Annotated in this window: 19 protein-coding genes and 1 pseudogene; 8 read left to right on the top strand and 12 right to left on the bottom strand. The window is 52.4% G+C overall.

The window, feature by feature from the left end; translation table 11 throughout:
- Window positions 1-3: 3 nt before the first annotated feature.
- The 3 genes from lolA to CWE21_RS01425 form a co-directional block, all read right to left on the bottom strand.
- The gene (lolA, locus tag CWE21_RS01435) at window positions 4-639 is read right to left on the bottom strand and encodes an outer membrane lipoprotein periplasmic chaperone LolA (protein ID WP_126832444.1); all 636 of its coding nucleotides are present in this window, start codon (window positions 637-639) and stop codon (window positions 4-6) included.
- A 20-nt stretch (window positions 640-659) separates the two neighbouring features.
- On the bottom strand, window positions 660-3,080 hold the full coding sequence (locus CWE21_RS01430) for a DNA translocase FtsK (RefSeq protein WP_126832442.1): 2,421 nt from the start codon (window positions 3,078-3,080) through the stop codon (window positions 660-662).
- Between the two features lie 147 nt (window positions 3,081-3,227).
- A complete protein-coding gene (locus CWE21_RS01425) occupies window positions 3,228-3,719 on the bottom strand; it encodes an Lrp/AsnC ligand binding domain-containing protein (protein WP_126832440.1) in 492 nt (163 codons plus the stop codon).
- 144 nt (window positions 3,720-3,863) lie between these two features.
- Here CWE21_RS01425 and ald point away from each other — a divergent pair, with 144 nt between their 5' ends.
- The 4 genes from ald (at window position 3,864) to infA (ending at window position 7,089) form a co-directional block, all read left to right on the top strand.
- Entirely contained in the window at window positions 3,864-4,991 is a 1,128-nt protein-coding gene (gene ald, locus CWE21_RS01420) for an alanine dehydrogenase (protein WP_126832438.1), read from the top strand.
- A gap of 138 nt (window positions 4,992-5,129) precedes the next feature.
- Window positions 5,130-6,089, top strand: coding sequence for a thioredoxin-disulfide reductase (gene trxB, locus CWE21_RS01415; RefSeq protein WP_126832436.1), 960 nt, complete (start codon window positions 5,130-5,132; stop codon window positions 6,087-6,089).
- Window positions 6,089-6,814 carry a leucyl/phenylalanyl-tRNA--protein transferase gene (gene aat, locus CWE21_RS01410; protein WP_198675039.1) on the top strand — a complete coding sequence of 242 codons (726 nt, stop codon included), beginning with the start codon at window positions 6,089-6,091 and terminating at the stop codon, window positions 6,812-6,814. The genes trxB and aat overlap by 1 nt, the downstream gene beginning before the upstream one ends.
- Window positions 6,815-6,870: 56 nt before the next feature.
- Window positions 6,871-7,089, top strand: coding sequence for a translation initiation factor IF-1 (gene infA / locus CWE21_RS01405; protein ID WP_054487875.1), 219 nt, complete (start codon window positions 6,871-6,873; stop codon window positions 7,087-7,089).
- A 13-nt stretch (window positions 7,090-7,102) separates the two neighbouring features.
- Here infA and clpA read toward each other — a convergent pair whose 3' ends face one another.
- Window positions 7,103-9,376 carry an ATP-dependent Clp protease ATP-binding subunit ClpA gene (gene clpA, locus CWE21_RS01400; protein WP_126832432.1) on the bottom strand — a complete coding sequence of 758 codons (2,274 nt, stop codon included), beginning with the start codon at window positions 9,374-9,376 and terminating at the stop codon, window positions 7,103-7,105.
- A gap of 50 nt (window positions 9,377-9,426) precedes the next feature.
- Window positions 9,427-9,747, bottom strand: coding sequence for an ATP-dependent Clp protease adapter ClpS (gene clpS / locus CWE21_RS01395; protein WP_126832430.1), 321 nt, complete (start codon window positions 9,745-9,747; stop codon window positions 9,427-9,429).
- A gap of 237 nt (window positions 9,748-9,984) precedes the next feature.
- On the opposite strand from clpS, the gene cspD reads away from it, so the two are divergent.
- Complete coding sequence (cspD, locus tag CWE21_RS01390) at window positions 9,985-10,194, top strand: cold shock domain-containing protein CspD (protein WP_126761954.1); 210 nt, start codon at window positions 9,985-9,987, stop codon at window positions 10,192-10,194.
- 253 nt (window positions 10,195-10,447) lie between these two features.
- Here cspD and CWE21_RS01385 read toward each other — a convergent pair whose 3' ends face one another.
- Window positions 10,448-11,122: an APC family permease gene (locus CWE21_RS01385; protein WP_241970190.1), complete on the bottom strand. Its 675-nt coding sequence runs from the start codon at window positions 11,120-11,122 to the stop codon at window positions 10,448-10,450.
- A gap of 197 nt (window positions 11,123-11,319) precedes the next feature.
- Between CWE21_RS01385 and CWE21_RS13395 the strand changes: the two genes are divergently transcribed.
- Window positions 11,320-11,466, top strand: a complete 147-nt coding sequence (locus CWE21_RS13395; RefSeq protein ID WP_008172239.1) for a hypothetical protein — start codon at window positions 11,320-11,322, stop codon at window positions 11,464-11,466.
- Between the two features lie 129 nt (window positions 11,467-11,595).
- On the opposite strand, the gene CWE21_RS01375 is transcribed toward CWE21_RS13395, so the two are convergent.
- The 5 genes from CWE21_RS01375 to CWE21_RS01355 all read right to left on the bottom strand — a co-directional run bounded on the left by CWE21_RS01375 (window position 11,596) and on the right by CWE21_RS01355 (window position 16,925).
- A complete protein-coding gene (locus CWE21_RS01375; RefSeq protein WP_008172526.1) occupies window positions 11,596-12,699 on the bottom strand; it encodes an ABC transporter permease in 1,104 nt (367 codons plus the stop codon).
- Window positions 12,699-13,793: an ABC transporter permease gene (locus tag CWE21_RS01370; RefSeq protein ID WP_126832428.1), complete on the bottom strand. Its 1,095-nt coding sequence runs from the start codon at window positions 13,791-13,793 to the stop codon at window positions 12,699-12,701. Before CWE21_RS01370 ends, CWE21_RS01375 begins: the two co-directional genes overlap by 1 nt.
- Entirely contained in the window at window positions 13,790-15,520 is a 1,731-nt protein-coding gene (locus CWE21_RS01365; protein WP_058091965.1) for an ATP-binding cassette domain-containing protein, read from the bottom strand. Before CWE21_RS01365 ends, CWE21_RS01370 begins: the two co-directional genes overlap by 4 nt.
- 6 nt (window positions 15,521-15,526) lie before the next feature.
- Window positions 15,527-16,489, bottom strand: a complete 963-nt coding sequence (locus tag CWE21_RS01360) for an HlyD family secretion protein (protein ID WP_157982715.1) — start codon at window positions 16,487-16,489, stop codon at window positions 15,527-15,529.
- A gap of 175 nt (window positions 16,490-16,664) precedes the next feature.
- On the bottom strand, window positions 16,665-16,925 hold the full coding sequence (locus CWE21_RS01355; RefSeq protein WP_241970189.1) for an MBL fold metallo-hydrolase RNA specificity domain-containing protein: 261 nt from the start codon (window positions 16,923-16,925) through the stop codon (window positions 16,665-16,667).
- Here CWE21_RS01355 and CWE21_RS01350 point away from each other — a divergent pair.
- A pseudogene (locus CWE21_RS01350) lies at window positions 16,914-17,613 on the top strand (IS630 family transposase); the annotation flags it as partial. The gene CWE21_RS01355 and the pseudogene CWE21_RS01350 sit on opposite strands and share 12 nt — an antisense overlap.
- A gap of 1,052 nt (window positions 17,614-18,665) precedes the next feature.
- On the opposite strand, the gene yejK reads toward CWE21_RS01350, so the two are convergent.
- Window positions 18,666-19,709 (bottom strand): nucleoid-associated protein YejK, encoded by a 1,044-nt coding sequence (yejK, locus tag CWE21_RS01330; protein WP_126832424.1) that lies wholly within the window; start codon window positions 19,707-19,709, stop codon window positions 18,666-18,668.
- Window positions 19,710-19,790: 81 nt separating this feature from the next.
- Here yejK and CWE21_RS01325 point away from each other — a divergent pair, with 81 nt between their 5' ends.
- Entirely contained in the window at window positions 19,791-20,006 is a 216-nt protein-coding gene (locus CWE21_RS01325; RefSeq protein WP_126832422.1) for a YejL family protein, read from the top strand.
- The last annotated feature ends 6 nt before the right edge of the window (window positions 20,007-20,012 follow it).

The raw sequence follows: 20,012 nt of genomic DNA, 5'->3' as shown, positions 1-20,012 counted from the left end.
CTCTTACTGTGTTGGACGTTGATCATCGACCACTGCGTTTTCCGGGATCTGAAAACTAAAAGTGGTATAGGGTAAGGCGACGTTGGTTTTGACATCACGTAGTTGAATACGGGTGATTTGCCCTTGCCCGTCGTCTAACACCAACTCATTGAGCTGCGCCGGCGTGTCTTCATGAGCGACAAAATTAACTTGCAGGCTTTGCTGTTGCTGTGCACTGGCAAGCGGTTCGAGTTGGAAGCTAAGCCCCTCGTTGCTGACCTCATAGTCAGCCCACGCACTGGCTTCAGCATCGAGCAATAGTAAAAACGGGCTTTGATTCGCCGCTTCACTTTGTGCACTGACGGTCACCTGCTCCACGAATGGGTCAAAGTAGTAAACGGCTTGGCCATCGGCGACAAGAACTAATTCATCAGGTGCATCGCTGTGCCAATAAAATTTGTTCGGCCGCGCGAGAGCGAGCTCTCCTTGCAGCTCCTGCACCAGTTCGCCGTCAGCATCCAACACATGTTGCTGAAACTCCGCTTTTAATGTGCTGATGGGCGCCAATAACTCCTGCAAATCGCTTTTTGCATCGAGGGCGAATACACTGCCACTAGCGGCAAATAAGGCAATGGCGATAGCTGTACGTGGTAACTGCATAGGTAAACCTTCTTCCTTAATTAATCGCGTGGCGGACGCGGTGCTAAGACATCGCGTTGGCCGTTACTAGCTGCACTACTAACGACACCGCTGTGTTCCATTTGTTCAACAATACGCGCCGCGCGATTGTAACCAATTCTGAATTTGCGCTGTACACTTGAGACGGAAACACGCTGGGTTTCTGTGACAAAAGCGACTGCTTCGTCATAGAGCGGATCACTCTCGCCATCGTCGTCATCGAGGCTTTCACCAGGTAACAGCGCATCTTCGGACGGGTCACCGTTGAGAATTTCCTCGAGGTAATTCGGCTTACCGCGCTTCTTCCAGTCTGCCACTACAGCGTGGACCTCATGGTCGTCAACAAAAGCCCCATGCACACGGGTTGGTACACCACTACCAGGCGGTAAGTAGAGCATATCGCCCTGCCCCAAAAGTTGGTCCGCACCGGGTTGGTCTAAGATGGTGCGTGAGTCAATCTTGGACTGCACTTGGAAGGCAATCCGCGTGGGAATGTTGGCCTTGATAAGACCGGTGATAACATCCACCGATGGCCGCTGTGTGGCAAGAACTAAGTGAATTCCTGCCGCACGGGCTTTTTGCGCGATACGAGCGATTAATTCTTCGACTTTCTTACCGACTATCATCATCATATCGGCAAATTCGTCGATGACCACCACGATGCTCGGTAAGGTATCTAAATACGGCGGTAATTCATCCATCGAATCACCCGGCTTCCAAAGCGGATCGCGCAACGGCTCACCACGGTCACGCGCCTCAGCAACCTTGGCGTTATAGCCTTTCAGATTCCGCACGCCAAGCGCAGACATCAATTTATAACGACGTTCCATTTCGCCGACGCACCAACGCAAGGCATTGGCTGCATCTTTCATGTCGGTAACCACCTCGGTCAGAAGGTGCGGAATGCCCTCGTAAACGGAGAGCTCGAGCATCTTCGGATCGATCATAATCAGGCGTACTTCTTCTGGCGTGCTCTTATAGAGCAAACTCAGAATCATGACGTTCACCCCTACCGACTTACCAGATCCCGTTGTACCTGCGACGAGCAAGTGTGGCATTTTGGCGAGATCGACAATCACGGGTTGGCCGGAAATACCTTTACCAAGCACCATCGTCAGCGGTGATTGGCTTTGTTGGAAGGCATCACAGGCGATAACGTCGCTGAAGAACACAGTCTCGCGACTCTTATTTGGCAACTCTAGGCCAACATAGGATTTGCCGGGAATCACCTCAACCACGCGGACCGAGATCGCGGACAGTGAACGGGCGATATCCTTATCTAAATTAGAAATCTTAGATACTTTGACACCCGGCGCTAAATCCAATTCAAAACGCGTGATTACCGGGCCAGGTTGTACGTTGGCGACTTTCACTTCAACGCCAAAGTCTTGCAGTACGGCTTCTACCGTCTGGCTAATTTGGTCGAGCTCGGCAGGTGTCAATGGATTGCCGGTTTGCGCCGGTTTATCGAGTAAGGCAATTGATGGCAACGGATCAATCGGCGTTCTCACTACTTCGGCATCGTCCTCGTCGTCGTCATCGTTCGTGACAGGCGCTGGCCGAGCGGGCTCCTTGGCTGCTGATGCTGACGGTTTAGGGGCCGGCGATTTATTTTCGACCTCTGCAAAGATTCCTAAATCAGGCTCTGGCTCCTCGTCGGTAGTGATCGTCAAATCAAGATCTAAATCGGGCTCCTGACGCTCAAAGTTCTCGGTCGCGGCAAATGCTTTGAGCTTCTTACGCTCTTTACGACGTTCTTTACGGCTTTCTTTGCGACTTTCGATGGCCGCCGCAGGTTCATCCGAGGTGCTAACACTAGGGTCACGCTCGCGCCACTGAGCAACTTGCTCCCGCACCTTGCTATACAGCCATGAGGTTCCTTGAATGGTCCATTCACCTAGTTTATCGGCCAACCATACCCACGAAATGCCAGTTACCAAGGTCAAACCGGTACACAAAAATGTTAGCAACAGAAGCGTGGTGCCAATGAGATTAAAATACGGTAGCAAGGAGCTGCTGATCACATCACCTACGACACCGCCCGCCGAGAATGAATATAGTGCTGTAAAATTTAACGACGCTAATGCAGAGGCTCCAACTAACGTCAGAATCAGGCCAATTAAGCGCAGACCTAGCGCAAGGTAATCGAGTTCAAGTAAGCGATGCGGCTGGCGGAACATGACATAACCGAGCCCCGCTAGGCCAAAGGGTATGACGTAGGCGACAAAGCCAAAAGCGAATAACAGTGCGTCGGCAAACCAGGCCCCTATTGCACCCGCGGCGTTTTCGATGGTGCCTTGATATCCCGTTTGCGACCAGCTTGGATCGGCAGGATTAAAACTGACTAAAGCCAAGAACAAGAAAATGGCGAACGCCCCACAAAGGATGAGGCCGACTTCTAAAACGCGTTGCGCACCGCTCATAAGTCACCCTGCGCTTGCGTGATGTAACCACGTGTCTTGTGCATGTCATTTCCCTGTTAGCGTCGTTCTTATTCTTGTATCGTTATTCTAATGCTTACTAGTGTAGCGTGTCAGCGCATGATATTCAGCTGTTTTACCCTGCCTTTGCTAACCTTTTATCAGAACTTTATTGTCGTTCTTCACTTCTTCCATGACCACGTAGGTCCGTGATTCATTCACCCCTGGCATGGTCAACAAGGTTTCACCCAACAGCTTGCGATAGGACGGCATATCGGGGACCCGAGCTTTGATTAGAAAATCAAAGTCCCCTGCGACTAAGTGACACTCGAGTATTTCTGGCGTTTTACGCACCGCATCACTGAATTCCGCGAACGAATCAGAAGACGTTCGTGTGAGCGTGATCTCGACGAAAACCATCAAGTTAGCACCGAGTTTACTCGGGTTGATGCGCGCATGATAGCTTTCGATAACCCCTTCTTGCTCTAGCTTACGCACGCGCTCGTTACACGCCGATGCACTCAACCCGACTCGCTGCGCTAATGCGACGTTCGACAAGCGTCCGTCGTCCTGCAATAGTCGTAGTATTTTACGGTCAATTCTGTCAATAGTGATTCGTACGGGTTCTTCGGCGTTAAACATCACATTTCACGTTTTTATCTGTATTTCACCGTAGTATATACGGTAATAAACTATAAAAAAAGTACGAAACACGGCTAGGGTTTCGCCTATAATGCTCGCCGTAAATCCTTATGTGAAACCGCCAACCTTAACGGGAATGAAAGCATGCTAATTGGTGTACCTAAAGAAATTAAAAACCACGAATATCGTATCGGTCTTACCCCTGCTGCAGTGCGTGAATACGTTGCGCATGGTCACGATGTTTTAGTGGAAAACAACGGTGGTGCGGCCATCGGTTTTACCAACGAAGATTACGAGCTTGCCGGTGCAACCATCGTTGATGATCCAGCTGAAATTTTTGCGAAAGCAGAAATGATCATCAAGGTTAAAGAACCGCAGCCAAATGAGTGTGTGCAATTACGTGAAGGTCAAATCCTTTATACCTACCTTCACCTTGCCCCAGACCCGACGCAAACAGACCTGTTGGGCAAAGCAGGCGTTACAGCCATTGCTTATGAAACCGTAACGGACCGTAACGGTGGTTTGCCACTGTTGGCTCCAATGAGTGAAGTTGCCGGTCGTATGTCGATTCAAGCCGGTGCGCATAACCTTGAGAAAGCAAACGGCGGTAGCGGCGTATTACTCGGTGGCGTACCAGGCGTAGAGCCAGGCAAAGTATTGGTGATCGGTGGCGGCGTGGTCGGTACCCAAGCAGCTAAAATGGCGGTTGGCATGGGCGCTGACGTAACTATTTTGGATCGTTCATTACCGCGTTTACGTCAACTTGACGATATCTTTGGTGGTCGCGTGAAAACGATTTATTCAACTGTTGATGCGGTTGATAAGTTCTCGCGTGAAGCTGACCTTGTTGTAGGTGCCGTTCTTATCCCTGGCGCAGCAGCTCCGAAACTATTAACCCGTGAACACCTGAAAAACATGAAGCCTGGTTCTGTAGTCGTTGACGTTGCCATCGACCAAGGCGGTTGTTTTGAAACTTCAAAAGCGACCACCCACCAAGAACCGACTTATGTCGTAGATGATATCGTGCATTATTGTGTTGCCAACATGCCAGGCGGCGTAGCCCGTACGTCAACTATTGCTTTGAACAACGCTACCTTGCCGTTCGGCTTAGCGCTGGCCAACCACGGTCTGAAAGCAATGGAAACCAATGAGCACTTGCGCAATGGCTTAAACATGCACAAAGGTAAAATCACCTATAAAGCAGTACACGATGATTTAGGTGAAAAACTTGGCTTGGATTATCAAGATCCGCTCGAAGCGATTCGCAGCTAAGTTTACAGTTACCCCCCGTTTTGAGACCCGCACATTTGTTGCGGGTCTCTTGTTTGTGGCCGTTGTAATCCATACAATCAATCCCAATGTAATGAATCAATCAACGAATTTAATAGTTAAGAATGGAGTACAGGAACAATGGCTGAAGCCAAACATTGCCGACTTTTGATCTTAGGTTCAGGTCCTGCGGGTTACACTGCAGCGGTTTACGCAGCACGCGCAAATTTGAATCCAGTTTTGGTTACCGGTATGCAGCAAGGCGGTCAATTGACCACCACCACCGATGTTGAAAACTGGCCTGGCGACGCTGAAGGCCTCACCGGTCCTGATCTGATGGTACGTATGCAGCAGCACGCCGAAAAATTCGATACCGAAATCGTCTTCGATCACATCAATAAAGTTGACTTCAGCCAACGCCCTTTCCGTCTGTTCGGTGATAGCCAAGAGTTTACCGCTGATGCGGTCATTATCTCAACGGGTGCGTCGGCGAAATACCTTGGTCTTGATTCAGAAGAAGCTTTCATGGGTAAAGGTGTTTCAGCATGTGCCACCTGCGATGGTTTCTTCTATCGTAACCAGAAGGTTTGCGTCGTCGGTGGTGGTAACACTGCGGTTGAAGAAGCGCTCTACCTCGCCAATATCGCCAGTGAAGTACACGTGATTCACCGCCGCGAGCAGTTCCGTGCAGAAAAGATCCTCGTTGACCGCTTAATGGATAAAGCTGAAAACGGCAACGTGACCTTGCACTTAAATAAAACCTTAGATGAGGTGCTAGGTGACGACATGGGCGTTAACGCTGTACGCATCAAAGATACCAACGACGGTAGCTTGTCAGAACTTGAAGTAATGGGCTGCTTTATCGCTATCGGTCACCAACCCAACACGGGCATTTTCGATGGTGAGCTCGATATGCAAGATGGCTATATTATTGTGCAGTCGGGCCTACAAGGAAATGCTACGGCAACCAGCGTTCCTGGTGTTTTTGCCGCTGGCGACGTCATGGATCACACCTATCGTCAAGCTATTACCTCGGCCGGTACCGGCTGTATGGCTGCGCTCGATGCCGAGCGTTATCTTGACGCGTTGACCAAGGCCTGATGGTCTATCGACTTGCAACGCAAGGAGTCAGCTTCCCGCGGCCCGAACTTGCGTTGCAAGAGCCGAACGGTCTCCTTGCCGTTGGCGGTGACTTAAGCGTTGAGCGCCTGCTCAACGCTTACCGTAACGGTATTTTTCCTTGGTTTACTGAAGATGACCCACCTTTGTGGTGGAGTCCTGATCCGCGGGCTGTGATTACGCCTGAGACGCTTCACGAAAGTCGTTCAATGCGCCGCTTTCGCCGCCGAACCTCGCTTCGGGTCACCCTTAATCACGCCTTTACCGAGGTTATCGCGCACTGTGCCGCAACTCACTCCAGCCGCGAAGGCACCTGGATCACTGCGGAAATGCAAGCAGCGTATAACGAGCTCCACCATTTGGGTCATGCCCATTCCATTGAAGTGTGGGACCAGCAGCAGCTTGTCGGAGGTATGTATGGCGTCGCGATTGCAGGTGTATTCTGTGGCGAAAGTATGTTTCACCATGCGACCAATGCCTCGAAACTCGCATTTTTGACCTTTAGCGAGGCGTTTTTCGCCGCTGGCGGACAACTTCTGGATGCGCAAGTACCGAATGAGCATTTGGCATCGCTTGGACAAATCGATCTACCACGTAGCCAGTTTCTTTACCTAATACGACGTTACGCCGCCAAAAAGCAAAGCGTAGCACCCGATTTCTGGCTCCCGAGAGAGCTAAACCATAAATCGAGTGGTAATTCAGCTTAAAAACAGCTAGAATTCTGACCACTTTTTCCGAGCTTAGCAAAAAATCGAGGATTTGAATGGCAAAAGAAGACAGTATTGAAATGCAGGGTACGGTTCTTGAAACCCTACCTAACACGATGTTCCGCGTTGAATTAGAGAACGGCCACGTGGTCACTGCGCACATCTCAGGTAAGATGCGTAAGCACTACATCCGTATTCTGACCGGTGACACTGTGACCGTGCAGCTGACGCCTTACGATTTGACCAAAGGCCGCATTGTCTTCCGCGCGCGCTAACACGCGCCTGCCGTTAGCCCGTAGTTGAGCTACGGGCTTCGCGCTCTTCAATTTTAAGCGTCAATTCATCACCCGCGACGCTCACCAACACATCACCACCATGGGTTAGTTTGCCAAAGAGAATTTCATTGGCGAGCGGCTTCTTCAGGTGCTCTTGAATCACTCGCGCCATCGGCCGAGCGCCCATTGCTTTGTCGTACCCCTTCGTCGCAAGCCATTTACGTGCCGCCTCGTCTAGCTCTAAGGTAACTTGCTTGCGATCCAGTTGCGCTTGCAGTTCGGTCACAAACTTATCAACGACTTGGGCGATAACTTCAGGGCTCAAGTGATTAAACCACACGACCCCATCGAGACGGTTACGGAATTCAGGACTAAAGGTGCGGTTGATTTCCAACATAGCATCCGGCGCGTGATCTTGCTGTTTAAAGCCAATCGACTGGCGCACCGTTTCTTGCACCCCGGCATTGGTGGTCATGACTAAAATCACATTACGGAAATCAGCCTTACGACCGTTGTTATCAGTGAGCGTACCGTGATCCATGACTTGCAACAGTATATTGTAGATATCGCTGTGGGCCTTTTCGATTTCGTCCAGTAATACCACCGCATGGGGATGTTTAATGACCCCTTCGGTGAGCAAACCGCCTTGGTCAAAGCCAACATAACCTGGAGGTGCGCCAATTAAACGGCTGACCGCATGGCGTTCCATATACTCCGACATATCAAAGCGCAAGAACTCGATACCCAGCGCTTTCGCTAATTGTTGGGTGATCTCAGTTTTACCAACGCCCGTTGGCCCGGCGAACAAAAATGAGCCAATCGGTTTATGTTCAGCACCCAAACCGGAACGTGAAAGCCTGATGGCGGCACTCAACTGGTCGATGGCTTGGTCTTGACCAAACACCACTAATTTTAAGTTGCGGTCGAGTTGCTTCAGTAATTGTTGATCAGAGCGCGAAACGCTTTGCTCTGGAATCCGTGCAATCTTCGCGATGATTTGCTCTATATCGCCGACGTTTATCGTCTTTTTACGTTTTGACGGTGCTACCAAGCGTTGGCTCGCGCCCGCCTCATCAATAACGTCAATCGCTTTGTCGGGCAAGTGACGCTCGTTGATATAACGCGCAGAAAGCTCCGCTGCAGCTCGAATCGCAGGTTGTGTGTAACGAATACCATGATGCGCTTCGTAACGCTCTTTGAGGCCCATTAGAATCTTGGTCGTATCATCCACTGACGGCTCAGTGATGTCGATTTTCTGAAAACGACGTACCAAAGCTCGGTCTTTCTCAAAAATATTCTTGAACTCACTATAGGTTGTTGAACCAATGCATTTCAGCTCACCACTACTGAGCAAGGGTTTGAGTAGGTTAGAAGCATCCAGCACGCCGCCGCTTGCAGCTCCGGCACCGACAATGGTGTGGATCTCATCGATAAACAAAATAGCGTGTGTTTTCGCTTTCACTTCTTTCAACAGCGCCTTGAAACGCTTTTCAAAGTCACCACGGTACTTAGTGCCGGCCAACAAGCCGCCCATGTCTAATGAATAAATGGTTGCATCAGCCATCACTTCGGGCACGTCATTGTTGACGATGCGGTAAGCTAAACCTTCAGCTATTGCGGTTTTACCGACGCCAGCCTCACCAACCAACAATGGATTGTTCTTGCGGCGCCGACACAGCACTTGTACGCAACGCTCGAGCTCTAAATCACGGCCAATAAGTGGATCAATTTTGCCCTCTTTGGCACGTGCATTTAAGTTGGTACAAAAGCGTTTAAGGTAGCTTTCCTGCTCTTCTTTACCGCCCTCTTGCTGCTCAATTTCTTCTTCATCCTGACGAATAATTGGGTCATCAACTTTTGATAAGCCGTGCGAAAGAAAATGCACGACGTCCAAGCGCGTAATATCGTGCTTGTTCAACAAATAAACCGCATGGGATTCTTGCTCACTGAATATCGCTACCAACACGTTGGCGCCGGTTACTTCGCTGTTGCCCGACGACTGCACATGAAACACCGCACGTTGTAAAACGCGCTGAAAACCTAGTGTGGGTTGGGTTTCGCTTTCGGCTGTTTCGCTATCGAAGCTGGGAGTGCTGCGATCAATATAAGCGAGCAATTCTTGTTTGAGCTTGGTAAATTCGAGGCCGCAGGCGCGTAGCGCTTTCGAGGCTTCAGGATTATCAAGGAGTGCTAGCAAGAGATGCTCAACCGTCATCAGTTCGTGCCGACGATCGCGAGCTATGCGAAAGGCATCGTTCAGGGTAATTTCTAGAGCTTTATTTAACATACGCACTCCTCATTCGGACCAGACCACGACAACGCAGGTGAGACAGCCATTTAGGCTTTTTCCATGGAACATAACAAAGGATGTTCATGTTCACGCGCATACTGGTTCACTTGTACTACTTTGGTTTCGGCGATTTCCGCCGAGTAGACCCCGCATACCGCACGGCCTTTATAATGAATGGTCAACATGGTGTCGGTGGCCCGTTCTTGATCCATCCGAAAGAACTTAATGAGTACTTCAACCACAAAATCCATGGGCGTGTAGTCATCGTTGTTCAAAATCACCTTATACATGGGCGGTGGTGCGAGCTTCTCTTTTTCGCTCTGTCGATCATGTACCGCTCCATGTTGCTGTTGGTCCATACTACTCATAACTATGCTTAACCTATTTATAGCTAGAAAACGAGAATTTCGCTCACTTTCCGATTAATTTTACTCAGCAGGTGCTCATTATTTGTGCGCGTCGATTATAAAATCAGCAAATTTGGCTTGACACTCCACAGAACTCACCTAGAGTAAAACATGGCGTTAACAAATGGCTTTTTAAAGGCCTCGACGTCATTCTAACAATAATTAAATAGTAACTGCAGAATTAAAGGAAGTAGAAGTATGGCAACCGGTAAAGTGAAATGGTTCAATAACTCAAAAGGTTTTGGATTCATTGAAGCAGAAGACCGTGAAGGTGATATCTTCGCGCACTATTCAACGATTGAGATGGAAGGTTATCGCACTCTCAAAGCAGGCCAAGATGTCGAGTTTCAACTCGAAGAAGGGCCAAAGGGTCTTCACGCCACGAATATAACTCCTGTGCAGAAATAACCCGTGCAGAAATAGCAAACTTTAAAGCTAAAACGCCAGTTCAGGGTTCTGAGCTGGCGTTTTTTGGGTATACGGATTTAATGGTTGATTGAGCTCTCTCACCCCACCAACCTGATACCGCCGTCAGATGGTTGATAGATCGACCCCGTAGTTGAGTTCCTCTGCGAAGTCCGGCAGCCCACCAACGTATAGATCACCACGCAGGCTGCAATGGAAATAATGATCGCCCGTCCTACGTTCCGCTTGGGGTCTATTACTTCGGAGCCGCTGTTGGTAATGGTATGGTGAAGCCCTTGAAAGCTAGAATTCCGAGCGCGGTTGCTCCAAGGAAGTTGCCCACAGTTCCGGCCTCTCCGGGATTCGAGAAGTCAACCGATATGGAGTCGGCGACCCATACCCCCACCAACCCGAAAATCAGTATGCCGCCGATTTTCAGGACGCCGATAAAGGAAGCCACACCCTGAATCATCCGGTTACCCAGCAGATTTATGAGAAACGCTGCCAGGATCAGTGACACCCCGAGAATGGGCACCATTCGCCCGCTTTCGTCGCCACCGAAGAGCTGCATGGTGTAGGAGCCGAACGTGCGGGCCAGAAAACTCTGGGCGATCACCATGGAAAAGTACATCAGCAAGGCGTTAAATGCGGTCGGCAGCCGGTTTCCGTAGGCCTTGTGTAAGTACATGCCGATACCGCCCGCAGACGGGTACGCATCGGAAATTTTGATGTAGGAATAAGCACTGAAGCTGACGATCACGGCGGCCGCCAGAAACGCCAGGGGGAACAGAACGCCCGTCATCTGTGCCATCTGTCCGGTCAACGCAAAAATACCAGCGCCTATCATGACGCCGGTACCCAGCATGACGGTTCCTGGCAGGGTGAGACTGCCTTCCTGATAGCGAGTGGTTCTGTCTTGCTCCCTGCTCATTCAACCTCCGGTTATTGTCGTTTCTATTTACGCTTCATAGGTGGGATTTTGGAACAGCAAAACGGATCATGTTTTGCGTTGGCCCGAACATTGTCGTCTGTAAACCGACACCACGCCAGTTTCCGCTGGGTCCACCACCCGGCCTGCAACCCGCCTCCGTGGGTTTTGATCAGTTCCATTAACTCGTCAAGAGACCAATGGGTTCCATCGTAGACGACATGCAGCTGGTTGTTCGGTTTGCGCTCGGCAAAATCAACACAGGGATGATGGTTGAGTTCATGGATGAAATCGCCCCACTGACTCTCGCCAAATCACTCACCATTTTGGCACGTAGATGCCGGTGAGGTGAGGAGGAGTCCATCCCATTGATTCAGGTTACTGATGAAAATGAATAATCACGGTAATCCTGATGCCTATGCGCCGTATCCTCTTGGCCGTGTAGCGACAAACGTCAGGCACTCACCCAACCGATCTCATTGTACCCGGCGTCGAAAGACCCAAAGGGAGAAAATAAACAGCGTGACACCGATTACCAGCAAGGCGAGAGCCTCATCCCAGAGAACCGCCAGGCCGGCGCCTTTGAGGAAAATACCGACGATGATATCCATGTAATAACGCAGTGGACTCAGCAGGGAGAGGCTTTGCAGGAAAGGCGGCATGGCTTCTACCGGCGTCAAACTGCCCGACAGGAACATCAGCGGGAAAAGTCCGAAAAAGGAGAGCAGCAACGCCTGCTGAAGGGTCCGGCTGTAGGCGGCAATCAGTACGCCCAGCGCAATCGCACTGAGCAAAAAGATGGCGGTCAGCACCAGAAATAAAAGCAGACTGCCCTGAAGGGGCACATCAAAGACTCTGACAATCACCAAACTCGGAAAGATGGACAGTACGCCCATGATCAGCGTGGGTGTGACCTTGGCCAGGAACAGTTCCAGGGTGGAAATGGGCGTCACCAGCAGCTGCTCGATAGTGCCTCGCTCCTTTTCCCGGACAATAGAGGCGGCCGGGTGAATAACGCCCACCATCATACCGGCCAGAGCAATCATCGATAACACGATAAAACCCGATGTTGTCAGATCGGGGTTATACCAGATACGGATCAGGGGTACCGCGACCCCCTTCTTCCCGGCAGCAGGGAGCGCTTCGCGCTCCTGGCGCTGGACGATCTGCAGAGCATCATTGACGGCATTGGCGGCAATGTTGGAATTGGTGCCGTCCTGGAGCAACTGGAGCTGAGCACTCTTACCAGCGAGAAGAGCACCTTCGAACCCGGCGGGAACGACCAACACCATGGTGGCATCGCCTTTCTCCAGGAGGTCAGTGGCGGTTGCCACACGGGTTTCCTGAAATTTCAGGTCGAAGGTTTCGCTCACCGCAAATTTCTGGATCAACGAGCGACTCAAGGCGCTGCGATCCTCGTCCACCACCGCCAGGGGCAGGTGGCTTACATCAAAACTGAGCGCAACGGCACAAATGACGACTTCAATGGTGTAAAGCCAAAGTATCAGGGTCAGTATCAACCGGTCACGAAAGAACTGCACGAGCTCCTTGCGCAACAAACCAAATAAGGCAATTCCCATCAGGCCACCTTCTGCTTCATTCGCCAGGCCGCGAAGACAAATACCAGGACCGTATAGACGATCAACATCATCAGATTTGGCAGAACGGCTTCAAGGCCGGCTGATTTCAGTACGATGCCCCGGGAGATTTCCATAAAATAACCGGCAGGGAAAAGCCAGCTATACAGTTGCAGGGCAAGAGGCATGGTGAACAGAGGGAACAGAAAACCGGAAAACAAAAACGACGGCATCAAGGTGACAATCAGCGTTATCAACATGGCCGCCAACTGGGTACGGACCAGGGATGAGACCAACAGGCCGATACCCACCGTGGTCAGCACATAAACGAAAGCGGACGTCAGCAGCAGTATCGGGCTGCCGGCAATGGGGACCTGAAACCAGGCAAACCCCACCACCATGACCATAAGAATCTCCAGGAAAGCCACCAGACCGTAGGGCACCAGCTTGCCGACAACAAACTCGGTTGAGGTGACCGGCGATGCATAGATCTGCTCAATCGTACCGGTCTCTTTCTCACGCACGATCGCCAGGGCGGTCAGCAGGGGTGGGAACGCCATCAGGATCACGGCAAATAACCCGGGGATGACGAAATTGACGCTGCGCAGGGAGGGATTGAACCAGACCCTGGCCTGGACCCGGACGGCGCTCTGACGCGGGGCGGGGAAATTTGCGATTACCGCCTCGGCATAGGCCGATGCCAATCGACCCAGAACAGGATAGCCGCCGTCCACGATCACCTGGACAGGCGCCTCGTCGCCTCTGAGCAGTTGCCGGGCGAAGCCGGCTGGAATCACCACGCCCATGCTGATGGTCGAGCTTTGCAGTGCCGACTCCAGATCGCGGAGATCGGTCGTTTTCTGCTCTAATTGAAAATACCGTGAGCTGTCGAAACGGGCTGACAGGTCGCGGCTTGCCGGCGTGTTGTCCAGATCGTAAATGCCCACGGCAACCTGTTCCACATCCAGATTGACCGCATAGCCGAACAGAAAAAGCATGATCAGCGGCATGATCACGGCCAACGCAATGGTAACCGGGTCGCGAATCAGCTCGCGACTTTCCTTGACGATGAGGGCTCCAAGCCGATGAGCCTTCATGGTCCCAACGCCCGGGAATTGGCCGTTCCCGCCTGTTCTATGGCCGCCGTGAAGAGCATCTCCACCGTGGCGTCGGCTTCGAGGCCGAGCGAATGATTCAGCGATGATCGGCTACCGTGTGCAAGCAGCCGCCCGTCCAGCATTAACGCCAAACGATCACAATAGGCCGCTTCCTCCAGGTAGTGGGTAGTGACCAGCACGGTCATACCGCTGGCGGCCAGCTCACGGATAACCCGCCAGAAACGGTACCGGGCGACGGGATCGACACCCGAGGTGGGCTCATCAAGGAACAAGACCCGGGGCCGGTGAAGCAGGCTGCAGGCCAGCGCCAGACGCTGGCGCAAGGCACTTGAAAGATCACCGGTGAGCTTGTCGGGAATATCTGTCAGCCCCGTTACTTCCCTGGCCCAGTCGATCGCAGCCCGCGCCGCGCCTCCGGCCAGGCCGTAGGCATTGGCAAAGAAGCGGAGATTCTCCCAGGGGGTCAGTTCCAGATAGAGTGAAAACCGTTGTGACATATAACCAATTTGCCGGCGCAATGCGGTGCTACCCCCGCCGGAGCTCACCCCGGCCACCCGGGCGTTGCCCTCATCGATGGCCACCAGCCCGCACAAGGCCCTGATCAGGGTTGTCTTGCCCGCCCCGTTGGGCCCCAGCAACGCAAGCAGTTCGCCAGATGGCGCCTCGAAACTCACCCGGTCAACGGCCTTGAAATGTCCGAAGCGGACGCTCAGGCCGGTGGCCACCAGCCCTTCCTCTTTTCCCCTGTCTTGCCGGGCCAATTCCGGAAACTGCTGCTCGCCGGCCCTCCTGTCCGTCCGCAGCACAAACAGATCCTCGAGCCGGGGCTCGGCCGCCGCCAGGTGGGTTCCCTCGGGCAATAACTCGGCGAGCTGGTTTTCAGCGATGTCCGCGTTCATCACCAGTCGCAGGTGATCCGGCAACCACTGCACTGAATGGACGCTGTCAATTTGAGCCAGGATGCCGGACAACTCCCGCAAGCCTCGTCCGGTATCTCCAGCATTTACAGTGAACACCCTTCCGGCGGCGGGCCTCAGCAGCTCTTCCAGCGACCCATCCGCAAGAACGCGGCCCTGTTCCAGCAGCAGTATCCTGTCGCAGCGCTCCGCCTCGTCCATGTAGGAGGTAGCCACAACCATGGTCAGGCCCTGCGACCGGAAGCGGTCGAGCATGGTCCAGAGATGGCGCCGGGACAGGGGGTCGACGCCGAGCCCCGGTTCGTCAAGGATCAGCAGCTCCGGTTCATGGACCAGATTGGTACATAGCGACAACTTTTTCTGCATGCCACCGGACAGTTTGGCGGCGGGCCTGTCAGTAAAGCGGCCAAGCCCCGACATGGATAGCAACCTTTCTGAACGCTCCCGATAGAGTTCGTCGGGCACATCCCGGATGCGAGCGGCAAAGCTCAGGTTTTCCTTGACGCTGAGTCGATCGTAAAGCGTAAATCCCTGGGACATATAGCCAATCTGGGCAGCAACCTGCTTGGCCTCACGACGGGTATCGAAGCCCAGGACCCGGCATTCCCCCACAGTGGGGTCCAGGATGCCAGCCAACATCTGTAACAGCGTCGTCTTGCCAGCGCCATCAGCACCGACAATGCCCACTCGTTGGCCGCGATCAACGGAAACATCCAGTGGCTCGATGACAACATTGTCTCCGAATTGGCGGCCAAGGCCTTTGGCGACGATGGGTTCCGGGGAAGACATGACGGCTCAGCGCGCCGGAACCGAGAGGGTCGCTGGCCACTCGGCGTCCGGATCCCAGCGAATCCAGGCATCTGCCGGCATACCCAGTTTCAGAGCATCGGCCGGATTATCCAGCACCAGGGTAACGCCATAGACCATCCGAACTCTCTCGTCGGGCATGTGGACATCGCGGGGGGTGAACTGGGCGAAATCGTCAATCCTGCCGACTTTGGCGGAAAAGTCCCCGGGCAAACCGTCCACGCGGATTCTGGCGGGATCCCCCAAGCTGATCCGGTTGAGGATATCACCGGGGACATAGACCTTGAGTTCGAGCTGCTGCAGATTCACCATCGTGGCCAGCGGCTGGCCGGTATCGACAACCTCTCCCGTCTCCACCGCCCGGATCAGGATGGTTCCGGAGAGCGGAGCGGCAACCTCCGCTTTGTCCAGTTGCGATTCAGCCAGTGCCACCTGCGCCGCCCTTGCAGCCACCTGTTCTTCGGCGGCATCCTTCTGCCGCTGGAGAGACTCAAGTCGGCCCCGGGCCTCACTGACGGCATTTTCCTCCTGATCCAGATCACTCGAGCTGGCCAGATTGCGGGACCGCAAGTCCCGGATCCGCTGCCGTTGTTTCTCGGCATTCTTGAGATGATGACGCCAGGTGGTGATTTGGCTGTCGAAGCCGTCACGGACTTCCCGCGCCGAGGCCAGCTCGGCCTGTGCCGAGCGCAGGCGGTCTCTGGCATCGGCGGGGTCGATCACGGCTACCGTGTCGCCAGCCGAAACCTTGCTGCCTTCCGCGAGATGGTGCTCGATGACCCGACCGGCCACTTCGGCCGCGATCCGCACTTCCCGCCCCTCGATATGGCCATTGCCATAGACGATTCCCTGCGGCAAGGGCTCTTCCCCAAACAGAACAAAAACCCCATAAGAACCGCCGGCGAGCACCAACACCGCTATCAGAGACCAGAGCCAGGATTGGGATTTCACCAAACACTCCTTATGACATTACTGTTCAGGTTGGAGCCGGGATCAGGGCCACTGCCTCTCACTCCAGCCAATGAGATTGTCCACTATAGCACTCGGCAGCCGCCGCGGTCAAGGTCGTTGCCGGATCTTAAGCGGCTCATTCAGGTCGCCCTCGAAGATGGCCGTCAGGGCATCGTCAAAGACGCAAAATGGATTGGTAGCCTGCCACATCCACCTCAAACCGGGTGTTCTGACGCAAGTGATCCCTCAGCGCCTCCAGCGCCTCCGGATCACCGTGGATCAGGTTGATCGGCGTTTCGGGGGCCAGGTCACTCTGAGCAAGCCACTGTTCAATCTCTGCGAAATCCCCGTGCCCGGAAAGCCCACTCAACACTTCCAATCTGGCTTTGACAGGAAACCAGTCACCGTGGATCTTGATCCTTTCCGCTCCTTGCATGCCCGCTTTCAGGAAGAGACCGGGAAAAACATCAGCATGGTGACGCTCCGCAGGGCGCTGAAAAAAAAATAGGCTCAGCTTCAAGCGTATTCGGCATTCACTAAAGGCACGGCGCGACGAAACGGATTTCCGCAACACTCAAGGCCTTCTCAAGGTGCTTCAGGAGCGGGAAGACCTGGGTGAGCACGAGCTCTATTACTTCGATGAGTCGGGCTTTTCGCAGTCGTCACCGGTTCCATACGCGTGGAGTCCCATTGGGCAGCCCTTTGAGATGACCGCCTACTCCCATAGCCGAAGGTTGAACGTACTGGGGTTCCTCAGCCGAGCCGGGAAGCTGGTCTACCATACCTCCACGGAGCCGGTGACTACCGAGACAGTCATCGAAGCATTTGATCAATTTGTGGCCCAGAAAGACCCCGATACCTTCGCCATCGTGGTGCTCGACAATGCCAGCATGCATCGCTCCAAGGCCTTCAGAAGGAAGATTATGGAGTGGATGTCGCATCGTGTGCATCTGGTCTACCTATCGGCTTACTCGCCGGAGCTTAACCTGATAGAGATTCTGTGGCGGCAGATGAAGTACGCATGGCTACCGTTGAGTGCCTATCTCTCATTTGACCACCTCAGCAAGGAGGTCTGTCGCCTACTCGGCGGCTACGGGTCTGAGCGCACGATAAATTTTGAATAGCCACTTAACTCCCGCTGGGTCAATCCTCCACCACCACGCTGCAGGCAGACCATGGTGAACCATCGAGCCTGGGTAACCCCAAGGTCTTTCAAGCGCTCATCCAGTAAACTTGCGCCAGCGCCTTGCCACCCGAGCACTGGTGAAAGGAAACTGATCTCGAGGGATTTGTGGGTCCATATCGCTGTCCTGCTATTGCTGACTCAGTAACAGTAAATCGTAAGCTAATCATTGAGGCCAACATAAGTCACACATTGATCTGGGATCAGGCTTGCGCCAGATCAATATGCAACATCACGCGGATTCCGAGGCTAGCTAAGGAACTTCTCCTTCCAGTGAGACAGGTAACTCCTCACTTTTTCAGAGACAGGAGGCCTTCAGCGTATTGTCGCCCTGGTAGACACCCTTGCACCGTGACCGGCAACCGGCTTAAAAAAGCTGGCGCCGAGCGCTCCACAACGCTGTAGCATCTTCACTCAAACCAGCCCGGTCTTCGGCACGACGTCTTCCAGGCAATCCGCATCCGCTAAGGTCAGTCCCCAGTCGGGTAGAGTATGCGGGGTCGACAACAAGGCCAAGTTCCGCTTATCGGCCAGAATGGCATGTACTCGGGAGGTTGGGTGACCAAAAAATCAGTAGTTCAATAGGTTGAGAGTGTTTTTGCGCTATTTTTCGCGTTTGTCTGCCAGCCCTCTATAACAGCGCCACGCAATTCAGCCGTGAATATAACCAAGTATTCGGCGCACCACCACTGCGCGACATTAAGCATTTACGACAGTCTGTTTCAAAAAAGATATAGATCGAAAGTTATTTGCTAATAATCAATTTTTCGCTCATGCAGTGGGCATTGTTGTCTTTAATTCGGCTAGCCGCACGATTCTTAGTTGACTATGAATTTTCTTACGTATGGCAAGTTAGTTGCTGCACAGCTACCTCAGGAGACCTCCACCAACCATTTTTTCCGTAGAGAAAATGAAAATAAAGGTTTTACGCACATAAGCTATCAACCAGATATTCCGTATACCCCGTTTTTTATTACCTGTTTTGCGGGTAAATCAACTATCAATGCCAAAATAACGACGCAACTGATCACGCAGGTTCGGTGGGGTACCATGAATCGTCAATTTATCACTGTGAGGATCATATTCGACACGTTCGCCTAAAAGGTCCTGATCAAAGCCAACGCTTAAACCGCCGCCCTGCCCCTGAAACTTCACCAGCTTTTTTAGCGTCGAACGATCCGTCGGAAACTCCGCAACGAGAGCACGTTCTTCTTGGCTTTGGTTAAAGTCAGCAAAACTCCGCTCGACCGGGACAGCATCGCGTAATTGCTCTGACAAATCTTTAATGCGAACTGGCTCGCCTTGCTGCCATTGATTGTCACAGATGTCATACACGGATTTACGCAATTGCCGAGCTTGTTCGTTTTCGAGTTGCTCTTCTTGCGCATAACGACTGACACTCTCGATGAGCTGCTGCGACTGCTTCTTAGCATTCAAGCCCTCGGCACAGCCGAGAAAATCGAGAAAGAAGTCGGAAACTTTGCGTCCTGCGCGACCTTTAATAAAGGAAATATAAGTCGTCGATTCAGGTTCGTCTTGCCATTCGGTTAAATTGATCGTTGCCGCCAATTGGACCTTGCTTATCGCTAATTGCGAAGATTTATCGACGCTTAAGTCCGGCGCAATAGTGACCCCCTCTTGGCTTGGCAGAAATGCCACAACAAGAAAATCTTGGCCACGTTCACGATAGCTGGCCACCAGTAAGAAGCCGGCTTCTAAGATCCCATAGTGTTGTAATTGCTGGTGCAGTAATTTGGCACTCTCTTGCGAAAAATTAACGAATTCCTCGTTGCCCTGTCGCCACTTTTCTAGCAATTCAGGAAAGTTGCTCTCAACACTGCGTTCGTGATCATCTTCAGGACGCAAAAAACGTGCATAACCTTTACTTGGTTTAGCTTGGTAAACTTCTGTTAACTCATCCAGTAACTGGCCCACCTCATCATTAATGGCTAAGGTCGCAGGTGCTACGCGCAGGCCTACTTGGCCGTCATTGGTATAAAACTGATGGATGATACTGTGCTGTACGTCTGCTTGCATGGTGCTGCATTCCTTTCTTACTGCAAATGGTTGCGCCTGTGATAAGATTGCGGGCATTCTAACATGTAAGGAAAAAAATCGATGCCAATCGTGTCAAAATATGATGCTGCCCAGCAGGAAAAACTTCTCAATGACGTGCTCGACACGTTACACAAAGAAAACGTGCCGGTGGACCTTGCACTTATGACCCTTGGCAATGCGGTGACGCATATCCTTTCCCAGCACTACGCACCACAACAAGCGCAGCAAGTGGCTGAACAATTTGGTAAAGTCCTGCTACAATCGTTGACTAAATAAGATTTT

The sequence above is a fragment of the Pseudidiomarina aquimaris genome (assembly GCF_003987395.1).
GTDB classification, from domain to species: Bacteria; Pseudomonadota; Gammaproteobacteria; order Enterobacterales; family Alteromonadaceae; genus Pseudidiomarina; species Pseudidiomarina aquimaris.
This window is presented reverse-complemented; position numbering and strand designations above follow the sequence as displayed.